Genomic DNA, 12,491 nt, shown 5'->3' with positions numbered 1-12,491 from the left:
ACCGTCAACTGGCCGGCAGCGTTCCCCGGGTAATCTGGGCGTAGGCACTGTGGTTGTGGATGGATTCGAAGTTTTCCGCACTGACGGCAAACCAGGTGATATTATCGTCGGCCATCAGCCGCTCGGCGATGTCCCGGACCACGTCTTCGACAAACTTCGGATTGGCGAAGCCCCGTTCGGTAACGTTTTTTTCGTCAACGCGCTTGAGCACCGAAAAAACATCGCAGGAGGCACAGGCCTCGACCATTTCGATCATGTCTTCCAGCCAGATGAATTTTTTAAACCGTGTCTGAAGCTGAACGACGCCACGCTGATTGTGGGCGCCCTCGTCGGAAATCTCCTTGGAGCAGGGGCAGACCGAGGTAATCGGCACGTTGACTTCGGAAACCAGGTCGATTTCGTTGTGCGAATTGCTCGACCCGATGATGCGGCAGTTGTAATCCATCAAACCTGGGGCGTTGCTCACCGGGGCCTGTTTTTCGATGAAATAGGGGAAACTGATCTCGATGTGGGCTGAGGCGGCATCCAGGTTCTGCTTCATGGTTTCCAGGAGCACGGAAAACTTTTTCAGCGATATTTCCGGCTTGATCAGGTGCAGCATCTCAACGAAGCGGCTCATGTGTGTCCCCTTGTACTCCTGGGGAAGGTCCACGTACATGTTGATGGAGGCGATGGTACTCTGGGTACCGTCGCGGCGGTCTTTGACCCGGATGGGATAGCGGAGATTTTTTATGCCGACCTTATCGATCGGGATGTTTCGGTGATCCCGCTCATTTTGCACGTCTTTCATGGTTAGCTACCTGGCGGCGGACAAGCGCACAGTTGAAGTTAATAACGGACCCCGAAGAGCCCGTTTGATAAATCCGTCTAAGGTCCGCTAACGGCGTTGGAAAGTATCTCAAAATGCTCACATATTACATATATGCTCCGCTTTTGAGCCACTTTCCGCCTTGTTATCGGGCCTGATCCAGACTTCTCAAACAGGCTCTAAGCCCAGTTCTATTTCAGCAAATACTCCATCTTCACATGACTCATGGACCGGTAAATATTACCTTTGATCTTGCGGTTGGTCCGGTACAATCTTTCGAGCATATCCTTGATTTCTGAACGTTTGGTAACACCGGCCGACGGACATGGATTGTCGAACCGGGGAAACTGCCGCTCGCTGGCAAAACGCCGGATACGCTGCTCGTCAACCATGGCCAGGGGGCGGATAACCGTAAATCGGCCACGAAAGAAGGCCTGACGCGGCACCATGGTACTAATTTCTCCGGCGTAACAGATGTTCAGAAACAAGGTTTCAATGACGTCATCCTTGTTGTGTCCCAGAGCCAGCTTGGTGATTCCCATGCTGTCGGCAATTTCAAAAAGCCGCTTGCGTCTCCATCGGGAGCAGAGAAAACATGGATTTTCGCGGTTTGCCGAACTGTGAGCCACAAGCCCGTGGTCCGTTTTATCAACCGTCAGCAAAAAACCCATCTGACGGCAGGTTTCGGCCAGTTCCCCGCCAAAACCGCCGCTGAACCCCGGGTCGATATAGATGGGAAAAAGGTCGTAGTGAACGCGTATCCGTTTGCGCCGTTCAGCCAGTGCCCACAGGAGGGTAAGGCTATCCTTGCCTCCGGAGAGCCCCACGGCAATGCGGTCACCGTCCTGAATCATGTCATAGCGATGAATCGCCTTTCCCACCAGACTGTTGATGGTCTTGTATGTATAGCTGTACCGGGGCAAAACAGATGTTTCCGCTTCAATGGCCTATTTTTCCGTCTCTTTTTGCTCAATGACCTTACCGGCGGCGATCTCCCGCAATGCGACGACGATATCCTCGTTTTTCGGTGAACTCACCAGATACTCCGAGCCTTCGCGAATCTGCCTGACGCGGGCCGCTGCCATGTGAACCAGCTTGAAGCGGTTCGATACTTTCTCCAGACAATCTTCTACGGTAATTCGTGCCACGAAATTTCTCCTGTTTTACAGTATGTCTACCAGTTCATAGACTCTTTTGCCAGCCGGTGCATTGAGCACGATCTCCTCCCCGGGCTTCTTGCCGATAATGGCCTTGCCGAGCGGTGAGGTCACCGAGATGCGTCCCTGTTCGATATCCGACTCCTCCGGGCCGACCAGCTGATATTCCACATCCTCGCCGGTATCCACATTTTCCAGGACCACGGTGCAAGCAAAAACCGCCCGATCCTTGGGCAGACTGTCAACATCAATAATATCCGCGTTGCCCAGTTTGTAGCCCAGCTCGCTGACCCGGCCTTCAATAAATGCTTGGCGTTCCTTGGCAGCATCATATTCGGCATTTTCGCTGAGATCGCCATGGGATCGCGCCTCTTCAATGGCTTTGATGACATTCGGCCGCTCGACGGATTTAAGGTGTTCCAGCTCTTTTTTCAAGGTCTGGTAGCCTTGTCTGGTCATGGGTATTCTTTCCAATGGACGACTCCTGAACGATTCACGCGTTTTTGTTTAAGGTTTGTTTTTTGTACCCGGCAACAAAAAAAACAGATCCCCATGGCAAATGCCATGGGGCAGTCATTCGTTCCCGGATGTAAATAATGGGTTTAGGCAGTCCTTACCATTTGCCCAAAATCGTGGTGCCGGCCTGGACCTTTTCACCGACCGCCACACGGATTTCGGTATCGACCGGCAGGTAGACGTCAAGCCTGGATCCAAAACAGATCAGCCCGAAACGCTGGCCCCTGCCGATGGAATCACCCGCCTGAACCCGGCAGATAATCCGTCGGGCCACCAATCCGGCAATCTGGACAACCCCGACCGGTTTTCCATCCGGGCTTTCCAGCAGCAACGCATTGTGCTCGTTGTCCGCCGAGGCCTTGTCCAAGTTGGCAGAGAAAAATTTTCCCGGGTGGTAGCTTACCTGCCGGATGGTTCCCTCGTGTGGCGCCCGGTTGACATGGACATTGAAAATGGACATAAAAACACTGACGCGGATACAGGCGCCTTCAAAATAGGGCGTCTGCGCCACCGGTTCGACTTTAATCACCTTGCCGTCGGCCGGGGAAACAATCGCCCCCGCTTCACCCGGTACCAACCGGTCCGGATCCCTGAAGAAAAAGCAGATGAATCCGGTGACCAGCAGCCCCAAAATAGCCAGGAATCCCACACCGAGCAAAGCGAAAACCGCAGTGGCGAAAGCGGATGCAAAGATAAATGGATATCCCGCCTTGGCCACTGGAAATGCGGTCTGGCTGGGTGGATCGGACCAGTTTAATTGTGTCATCGTTTTCTCCCCGGCTTCATTCGATGCCGGCCAAAGGCTTTTCTCAACCCTTTTAAAGGGTTATCTATATCCAAAGCCAGCAACCATGTCAACAGGAACCCGACACGATTCGTGCTGACACCGACAGCCCTGCCGGCCGCTGGCAAAAAATGTGCAATCACATAATTTTACAATAGGTTACCAGTAAACCAACCTCCAAACGAGGCTCGACAGCGACTAGTTTTGGATCTGGGCGTCGGACTTGCGGATATATTGCGGAACCAGACGGTCAACGGCATCCACATCGTCTCGTTCCAGACGATCCATGGCCAGAAGGCCCGCCCAAACCGCTCGGATGACATCTTCGGCCGGATCGGCAAAGCGGATGTCGGTAAATCGCGCCTTAAACACGTCCCGATAGAGCGCGGCCCCAGATCCCACCAGAATGGCATTCGGGGGAACCTGCAAGGCTGGCGAATCGGGAGCGCTCACCTGAACGGGTACTACCTTATCCGGTATGTACGAACCGTGGTCATAGCAGGTATGGTAGACCTCTCCCCGCCGGGCGTCGATCATGGAAACCACCGGCCCGTCGTAGTGACGCAGCGGAAATGCCAGGGCGGCCAGGCTGCTGACGCCCACCACCGGCACATGCATGGCCGCAGCAAGCCCCTTGACCGTGCTGATGCCGATACGCAGGCCGGTAAAGGTCCCCGGCCCGCGGGTAACGGCAATGGCCTTGATATCACCCGCCATCAGGCCGCACTGGCCGAGAAGTCCGTCGATCATGCCCATCAGGTGCCGCGAGTGGGTCCTGCCCCCGGCAAACACACTCTCGACCAGCAACCGCCTGCCACGCAACAACGCCACACTGCAACTGGTCGTGGCGGTATCGACTGCCAGCAGCATCATGACCGGTGTCTGCTTCTTGCCGCCGGTTTTTTTGGCTTGGACGCTTTTTTCGGCGATGCCGGTTCAAGGGCGATGTCCAGCACCTCATCCATGTTGGCCACCGGAATGAATTTGATCTTGCGTTTGACGTTCCTGGGAATTTCAACCAGGTCTTTTTTGTTCTTCTGGGGAATGATCACCGTGGTAATTCCGGCCCGCAGGGCCCCCAGGGCCTTCTCCTTCAGCCCGCCAATGGGCAGCACGCGGCCGCGCAGGGTGATCTCACCGGTCATGGCCACATCTTTGTTCACCGGCCTTTCGGTCAGGGCCGAAATCAGGGCCGTGGCCATGGCAATACCGGCCGACGGCCCGTCTTTGGGAATGGCGCCCGCCGGCACATGGATGTGGATGTCACGATTATCGAAAATCGCGTCCTTGACCTTAAACTGGGCGATATTGGCGCGGGCATAACTCAGTGCGGCACGGGCGGATTCCTGCATGATCTCCCCCAACTGCCCGGTCAAAATCATCTCTCCCTTGCCATTGATCAACGAGGCCTCGACATAGAGCACCTCTCCCCCCACCTGGGTCCATGCCAGACCGGTGGACAGCCCCACCTGGCTCTCTTCCTTGTCCATTTCGGGATAATACTTGGGCGGCCCGAGGAATTTTTCCAGGTTCTGGCGGCTTACCTGGAAGGGCCCCTTTTCGCCTTCGGCAATTCGCCGGGCCACCTTGCGGCAAAGGGTTCCCAATTCGCGCTCGAGATTGCGAAGGCCCGCTTCCGAGGTATATTCGCTGATCACCTGAACCAACGCACCCTCGCTGAAATGAATCTGGCGCGGTTTGATTCCGTTTTCCTTGACCTGCCGGGGAATCAGGTGCGTCTGGGCGATGATCTTTTTCTCATCTTCGGTATACCCCGAAAGATAAATCACCTCCATGCGATCCAACAAGGCCGATGGAATGGTGTCGGAAATGTTGGCCGTGAGAATGAACATCACCTTGGACAAATCGAAACTGAGGTTGAGGTAGTGGTCACTGAATTCAGCGTTCTGTTCCGGATCCAGCGCTTCCAACAGCGCCGATGAGGGATCGCCCCTGAAGTCGGAACCCAGCTTGTCGATTTCATCCATCATGAACACCGGGTTGTTTGATCCGGCCTGTTTCAACCCCTGGATGATCCGTCCGGGAAGTGCTCCGATATAGGTTCGCCGATGCCCCCGAATTTCGGCTTCGTCCCGGATGCCGCCCAGCGAAACCCGGATGAACTTCCGTTTCATGGCATTGGCAATAGCCCGCCCCAGGGATGTCTTGCCCACGCCGGGGGGGCCCACGAAACAGAGAATGGGGCCTTTGGTCTTGGGGTTGAGCTTGCGCACGCTCAAATATTCGAGAATGCGGTCCTTGATTTTATCCAGGCCGTAATGATCCTGGTCCAGAACGGTTTTGGCCTTTTTGATGTCGATCACATCGGTGGTCGATTTGCTCCAGGGCAACTCCACCATCCAGTCCAAATAGGTCCGCACCACCGATGACTCGGCCGAATCGGGGTGCATCTGCTCCAGCCGGCGCAACTGTTTGTCCGCTTCGGTCTTGGCCGCCTGGGGCATGCGGGCGCGTTTGATCTTGTTCCTGTACTCTTCGATCTCCTGGGTGCGTTCGTCCAGCTCACCAAGTTCACGATGAATGGCACGCACCTGCTCACGCAAAAAATAGTCCTTCTGGCTTTTGGAAATCTCGTCTTTGACCTCGGATTGGATCTTGGCCTGCATGGCCGACAGCTCGACTTCACGGAACAGCAGGTCGTTGACCTTTTTCAGACGCTCAAGGGGATCGATGGTTTCGATGATGGCCTGGGCCTCTTCAATTTTCAGCCGCAGATTGGAGGCCACCAGATCGGCCAGGCGCCCGGGCTGCTCGATACTGGTCAGGATCGACCCCACTTCATTGGTATACTCGCCGCGCAAGGTCAGTATTTTTTCGGAATATTCACGAACATTACGCATCAGTGCTTCGGCTTCGACATCAATATCGATGGATTCCGGCTCTTCGAGCAGTTCGATCTTGACCCGGTAGACGGACCGTTTGCGCACGTATTTGAGGATGCGGGCCTTGGCAATTCCCTGGACCAATGCCTTGACCCGCCCATCGGGAAGTTTGAGCATTCTCAGAATCCGGCTGACCGTGCCCAGTTGGTAAATCTCTTCGGGCTTGGGGTTTTCGGTTCCCGGATCCATCTGGGTCACGACAAACAGGTAACGGTCCTTGGCAATGGATTCTTCAATGGCATTCACCGATTTTTCACGTCCCACAAACAGCGGCAGCAGCATGTCGGTAAAAATGACCACATCGCGCACCGGCATCATGGGAAGGGTCGTCGGGATCGCCGCTTCCGGGTCATCCTCTTCGATTATACTGATCAGGTCGTCCTTATCTGTCTCGCCCATCTTTACTCCTGAGAAATATTGATATTGGCTCCCTGCATCGAAGCCGCTTTGCAAAATGACATTTATAATAAGCCCGAATTTTTCTTTGACAATTGCAGGCCGGTTCTTTTAAAACCGGATAATCATGATATCACCTTTTGCGTTTGACCTTATTGCTTTCATTTTCGGTGCCTGTATCGGCAGTTTTTTAAACGTCTGTATCTATCGCATACCGGCCGGCTTGTCCATCGTATATCCGGGTTCAACCTGCCCCCGTTGCAAAACCGCAATTCCCTTTTACGACAACATTCCCATCGTGAGCTATCTGGTGCTGGGACGCAAGTGTCGGACCTGCAAACTGCCCATCGCCGTTCGTTATCCCTTGGTGGAGCTTCTGGGGGGGCTTTTCGCGCTGGCCTGCGTCCGCGTGTTCGGCCCGACGCTCCATGGTTTGGTGGTCTTTGCGTTCATCGCCATCCTGATCGTGATCAGTTTCATCGATCTGGACCATCGGATCATTCCTGACGTCATCTCGCTTCCGGGCATTCCGCTTTTCTTTGTCGCCGCCTTTGCCGTTCCGGCCGTCACCTGGCAGGCGCGGGCTATCGGAATCCTTGCCGGTGGAGGCAGTCTTCTGGCCGTGGCCTGGGGCTATCATCTTTTTACCGGAAGAGAAGGCATGGGCGGTGGAGACATCAAGCTGCTGGCCATGATCGGGGCCATGATCGGCTGGCAGGGAATTTTGTTTACCCTTTTTGCCGCATCGGCCATCGGCACCCTGGCCGGTATTCTGGCAATGCTAAAGTCCGGCAAGGGGATGAAACTGGCCATCCCCTTCGGCCCCTTTCTGGCCACCGGCGCCACCCTGTATATCTTTTTCGGGGATACCCTGATCGAGTGGTACTTCCATTTTTTATAAGTATGGATGGGCACTAGTTGATGGAAAGCAGGTAGGTACGCAGGTTGACTTTTTTGCCCTTTATGCCCAAGCGCTCACGAATGGCGTAACGATACCCCTCGACCGTGCGAATGGAGATGTTCAGCAGGCGGGCGATCTCTTTTGCCTTTTTGCCCTGCTTCACCATGGTGGCGACCTTGATTTCGGTAGGGGTGAACCCCAAATAGTCAAAAGAGAGTTTACGGCTCAGCGGAGATACGATTTCGTCCAGGTTGGATTCGATGATCTCCAGATAGGCTTTCTGCCGGGTGTCCAACCCACTGCGTTTCATTTTCTGGACATACGGGCGAATCAGGGCTTTAACATTGTACAGGACCTTGTCCTCCAGCGCCTTACGATCTTCATCACGCTTTTTGAGCAGCACCTTGAGTGCGGTATTCACCTCGTACAGGTTGTCCGTACGGGTTTCCAGTTCACGCCCCTTGGCCGCCAGGGCCTCATTGCTGCGCATCTGATCGGTGATATCAAACATGATGCCATTGACAAACGAATCCCGCCCTCCGGAAACCCCCGTGGCAATCACATGCAGCCAGCGCCACTGGGCCAGCCGCGGGTGAAAAATCCGGAAGCGTTGATTAAACTTGAGATGCTTGTGGGCGCGCAAGAAAGCGTAACGCACCGTCTTGCGATCATTGGAATGGATCTGAAACCACCGTTTCAATGGTTGATCCGGCGTAATACCGGCAATCTCCCTGGCCGATGGACTCACAAAAACGACTTTCAATTCCCGCGGGTGAACCATTTTCACCTGAAAACGGAAAAATGCAAAATCCAGGGCGGTCTCAATGAGCAGTTGCTGACTGGCACGACTCTTTTCCAGGTCTTTGCGGATCTGTTGTTCACGGGTGATATCACGACCACAGCCCACCGTACCGAGCAGGTTTCCCGATTCATCCAGAAGCGGCGCCTTGTGGACGTCCAGAACCAGGTACTGTCCCCGTACCAGGCCATCCTCCACAAACCGCATGGCTTTGCCCTTCTCTTTTACGATATCGTCCGAATTCTCACAAATTTCGCCGAAGGTGTGCCGCTGGCCGTTGCTGCGCTCCAGTTCGGCAAAATAGAGGTCGTTCTTCCCCACGACCGCCTCGGGATTCTGGCACATCAGCAACCGGTCGCAAAGAGCGCGGTTGGCGAACAGGTAGCGATTATCCATATCCTTGGCCCACATCAGATCCGGCACATTATCAGCGATCCGCCGGGCCAGTTTAAACAAGGCATCAAAATCCTCTTGGCGCTTGTCGGCCAAACTCTTAAGCGTTTCATTCTCTGCTTCGAGCGTCTGAATCCGTTTCAACAGGTCGCGGCGATCACTTTTCGTGTCTGATGGCATGGGGCCCCCGAATTCAGGCGATACCGATAAAATCAAAGTTCATTTTCCCCTGGAACTTCTCCACCCGTTTGAAGATCTCTTTTAGCATGGTCTGTTCGATATGGGTCAGCTTTTTGGGATTGATGTAGTTGTCCGGACGAACCTTGTCGTCCATCACCGCTGTAATCTGGCGCACAAACCGAAGCTGCATGAGAAAACTGTAAGCTTTTTCCAACTCTTCATATTCAGGAGGGGTGATCACTTTCTGAATTCTCAATTGAGCCAACCGGTCGAGGGTGTTGGTCTCCTCGATACCATTTTTCAGGGCATAGACCCGGGCGAAATCGACAATCGGGGTCATGGCGCTTTTGATATCAAAGGCGTTGCGGTGCCGCCCTTTGGATTCAACCACAAAATTGCGGAAAAACCCCAGGGGCGGTTTGAAATTGAGTGCATTTTCCGTCAGGTGCCGGAAGAAACCGGACCACCCGTCAAGGGCACTGAAGAGGTGCTGCCGCAACTCGGTAATGATTGAGGCATCCCCGTAACCGCAACGGAAGTCGAAAAAGATACTGGCCTGCAGCAGATCTTCGGCTTCCGCAGCGTGAATCCACTCACGAAAGTAGTTCTTCCACTGCGACAGGGGCTGGCACCACAGGGGATTCTTGGCCATCACATTGCCCGTACAGAAATCATAGCCCGCCTGATTCAAAAGGCCGCAGGCAATCTCTCCAAATTGGAGGAAGAAGGCATTCACCGCTTCGGCCATGTCCGGTTCAGGATCCTGGTAAACAATGGCGTTATCCTGATCGGTCTTCAGGGTCTGCTCCTGCCGTCCTTCACTGCCCATAATCATGAAAACAAACGGCAGCGGCGGCGGCCCCATCTTGTCGATCGTCATGTGGATCAGCTTTTTCAGCGTCGTATCGGCCACGGTGGTGATAAAACGGGTCACATTGCGGGCATTGGCGCCGTTGTTGATCAGGCTGCGGATCAGACCGGCCAGTCGATCATGTTTCTCAATGATCTTATCCATCCCCTCGGCCAGCTGGATTTCGCGCAGCAAAAACAGCGGTGACTGCCCCTGGAAAGCCAGGATATCCCTGCTGGAGAGCATTCCGACAACGTGTTGATTGGCATCGACAACACCGACATGCTGGAAATCTTCCTCCATCATGGTCATCATGGCTTCGAAGATCATGGCGTTCTCCGAAATGGTGCGCAAGGGCGAAGACATGATCGTGGAGACGGGCTGATCGATGGGAAGGCCGCGGGCAATGACCTTGCGGGTAAAATCCTTTTCGGTAACGATCCCCACCTGTGAAGCGACTGGGTCGCTCACAAAGGCATAGCTGCACTTGTTACGGTTCATCAGGCCGGCGGCGTCGCGGATGGGAATCGAGGCATCACAGAAAAGCGGGTTCTTCGAATAAATTTGTGACAGGGGCTGATTGAACAGTTGCAGGTTATCCGCTTTGGGTTGCAGCGTCTTGGCGATAATGGATGCATACGATCGGCTGAGCATCCGCTTGCCAAACGTGTCGGAGAAAAAATCCGAAAAGGCACTATTCCTATTGCACAACGCCTGAAACAACGATTCCGGCAGGACATAGAACAATGCGTCTTCGACCACCTCCATGGTGCGTACGGACAGGCCTTCGTTCAGAAGGATCGAGATGCCGCCGTAAATGTCACCTTCGGCCAGCAGCTCTTGCATTTTCTTCTCACCGTCTTCTTCGTAATAGCGCTCGGCAGCCCCTTTTTGCAGGATATACAGATAGCCGACCCGTGTTCGGCCCTGAACAAAGAGAACCGTTCCCTTGGGGTAAGAAACCCGGGACAGCGACGCGGCAACCCGATCCAGATCTTCTTCCAACAGGAACGTAAATGGGTCCACACCGGGTAAGAACAGCCTGGCCTGTGCGGCCCGGGTGATCGCATCCAAAGATTCGTCAAAGATATTATGGCTGAAGTTTTCCAGAAAGTACTCGTGAAAGGCCTTGTTTTGGGCACACAGATCGTTGATCAGGCCCGCGGGGATGGCAATGGCGGCGACTATCGTATCGGCTTTTGTGGTTCGGAGGGAAATGCCTGCGTTGAGCATGACGGAGATGCCGCCAAAAACCTCCCCTTTTTTTATGTACCCGGTCAGAAGCTCTCCCTCGGCTTTTTGCTGATAGAGGGACAATCGGCCGTCTAAAACCACCAGCACATTTTCTATCCGGGTCTTGCCCTGGGTGGAAACCAGCGTCCCTCTGGTCAGACGGGTCGGGGTTGCCTGGGCCACCACCATCTCCATCTCCTTTTGTGTGAGAAAAGAGAAGTGGGGCATGGATGAAAGAAGGCGAAGCGTTTCTGGCTTCATCGAAGCATCCTGTTTGTATTGAAACCAGTACACAGCAGGCAGTCGATAGCATTCAAGATAATGTTTTTGGGCGGCGTTATCGGTCGAAAGCGGTATGGATGATACAGCTTCCTCCCTTAAGGCCTTGCCAAAAACATTATCTTAAACACTGATATGGAAATCGCTTGATGGGAATGATTAAACCATCAACCCGGATCAATGTCAACGTCGGGATCACCTGGATATATTTTTATTCGAGTAGGTTAGTCAAAATCGACAAGCAGGCTGGAGGCAATTTGGAAGTGGTTTTCAGCGACGGGGGGCACGATGCCCAAGCAGGCATTTTTGGGCATCGTGCCATGCAACGACAACAATTACAGAAGACCGGCCATTTTCTGTGCTACATCCGTAAACGCCTGGGAGACCGGTGAATCACTGTGCTTTTGCTGATAGGAAACCCCGGCATCGCCGCAAGCGACCATTTCCGAGTCGAATGGAATTTTTCCGAGAAACGGAATGCCTGCGGCAACGGCGGTTTTTTCCCCGCCACCGGACCCGAAAAGATCGATCACCGCCTGGCAGTGGGGGCAGGCAAAACCGCTCATGTTTTCAATAAGACCGAAAATTTCCATTTTAACGACTTTGCAAAAATTGATCGATTTTCTGACGTCGGCCAGCGAAACTTCCTGGGGTGTGGTCACAATGATGGCCTTGGCATCGGGGATGGTCTGGGCCACGGTCAGCGGTTCGTCACCGGTTCCCGGAGGTGCGTCGATAAGCAGAAAATCCAGAGCCCCCCAATCCACATCGCCGATAAACTGTTGAATCGCCGAATATTTGACCGGTCCCCGCCAGATGATGGCGTCATCCTTGGTGGGGGTCAGGGATTCAATGGAAACGGCACTCAAATTCTCGGAAAACGGCATGGGTTTCAGTTTTCGTTCAGGGCTCAGTTCGAGCATTCCGGACAGGCCGAGCATGCGGGGCACGTCCGGTCCGTGCAAATCCACATCCATGATCCCGACCTTGTGGCCCAGGTTGGACAGGGCCAGGGAAAGATTGACCGAGGTGCTGGTTTTCCCCACCCCGCCTTTTCCGCTCATGATGATAAATTTATGTTTGATACGACCCAGAACATCTTTTACCGCAGCGTCTCTTTGTGCCTGGGGATCTGCCTGTTTCTTCGCTTCGTCCATGCTGTTTTGAATCTGTACCATCGCTTCTCTCCCGTTCAGGCCGAGCCTTCAACCGTTCGGTCTCGCATGCTTACCCCATGCCCTGTTACGGGCGGGTCTGTGGGGCAAAAAGGAATCATCGAGCGTGTCACCGGC

Annotated in this window: 11 protein-coding genes; 1 reads left to right on the top strand and 10 read right to left on the bottom strand. The window is 54.1% G+C overall.

The annotated features are described in order from the left end of the window. Positions 1-4: 4 nt before the first annotated feature. From folE2 to lon, 7 genes are all read right to left on the bottom strand, one after another. The gene (folE2, locus tag GN112_RS00900) at positions 5-790 is read right to left on the bottom strand and encodes a GTP cyclohydrolase FolE2 (RefSeq protein ID WP_155308494.1); all 786 of its coding nucleotides are present in this window, start codon (positions 788-790) and stop codon (positions 5-7) included. A gap of 209 nt (positions 791-999) precedes the next feature. Beyond that, positions 1,000-1,731, bottom strand: coding sequence for a tRNA lysidine(34) synthetase (locus GN112_RS00895; RefSeq protein ID WP_231716901.1), 732 nt, complete (start codon positions 1,729-1,731; stop codon positions 1,000-1,002). A gap of 24 nt (positions 1,732-1,755) precedes the next feature. Further along, positions 1,756-1,956, bottom strand: a complete 201-nt coding sequence (gene rpoZ, locus GN112_RS00890) for a DNA-directed RNA polymerase subunit omega (RefSeq protein ID WP_155308493.1) — start codon at positions 1,954-1,956, stop codon at positions 1,756-1,758. Positions 1,957-1,971: 15 nt separating this feature from the next. Beyond that, positions 1,972-2,439: a transcription elongation factor GreA gene (gene greA, locus GN112_RS00885; RefSeq protein WP_155308492.1), complete on the bottom strand. Its 468-nt coding sequence runs from the start codon at positions 2,437-2,439 to the stop codon at positions 1,972-1,974. Between the two features lie 139 nt (positions 2,440-2,578). After that, positions 2,579-3,247, bottom strand: a complete 669-nt coding sequence (locus GN112_RS00880) for a phosphatidylserine decarboxylase family protein (protein WP_155308491.1) — start codon at positions 3,245-3,247, stop codon at positions 2,579-2,581. Between the two features lie 216 nt (positions 3,248-3,463). Beyond that, positions 3,464-4,138, bottom strand: a complete 675-nt coding sequence (gene tsaB / locus GN112_RS00875) for a tRNA (adenosine(37)-N6)-threonylcarbamoyltransferase complex dimerization subunit type 1 TsaB (RefSeq protein WP_155308490.1) — start codon at positions 4,136-4,138, stop codon at positions 3,464-3,466. Next, positions 4,135-6,567, bottom strand: a complete 2,433-nt coding sequence (lon, locus tag GN112_RS00870; protein ID WP_155308489.1) for an endopeptidase La — start codon at positions 6,565-6,567, stop codon at positions 4,135-4,137. The genes tsaB and lon overlap by 4 nt, the downstream gene beginning before the upstream one ends. Positions 6,568-6,691: 124 nt before the next feature. Between lon and GN112_RS00865 the strand changes: the two genes are divergently transcribed. Beyond that, positions 6,692-7,465: a prepilin peptidase gene (locus GN112_RS00865; protein ID WP_155308488.1), complete on the top strand. Its 774-nt coding sequence runs from the start codon at positions 6,692-6,694 to the stop codon at positions 7,463-7,465. A 13-nt stretch (positions 7,466-7,478) separates the two neighbouring features. Here the strand turns inward: GN112_RS00865 and GN112_RS00860 are convergent, their stop codons facing one another. The 3 genes from GN112_RS00860 to GN112_RS00850 form a co-directional block, all read right to left on the bottom strand. Beyond that, a complete protein-coding gene (locus GN112_RS00860) occupies positions 7,479-8,837 on the bottom strand; it encodes a PAS domain S-box protein (protein ID WP_155308487.1) in 1,359 nt (452 codons plus the stop codon). A 13-nt stretch (positions 8,838-8,850) separates the two neighbouring features. Beyond that, positions 8,851-11,181 (bottom strand): DUF294 nucleotidyltransferase-like domain-containing protein, encoded by a 2,331-nt coding sequence (locus tag GN112_RS00855; protein ID WP_155308486.1) that lies wholly within the window; start codon positions 11,179-11,181, stop codon positions 8,851-8,853. Positions 11,182-11,534: 353 nt separating this feature from the next. Next, positions 11,535-12,377 (bottom strand): Mrp/NBP35 family ATP-binding protein, encoded by an 843-nt coding sequence (locus tag GN112_RS00850; RefSeq protein ID WP_231714036.1) that lies wholly within the window; start codon positions 12,375-12,377, stop codon positions 11,535-11,537. Positions 12,378-12,491: the final 114 nt, after the last annotated feature.

Source organism: Desulfosarcina ovata subsp. ovata, from assembly GCF_009689005.1.
Lineage (GTDB): Bacteria > Desulfobacterota > Desulfobacteria > Desulfobacterales > Desulfosarcinaceae > Desulfosarcina > Desulfosarcina ovata.
The sequence above is the reverse complement of the archived record's forward strand: the minus strand, read 5'-3'. Positions and strand labels throughout refer to the sequence as shown.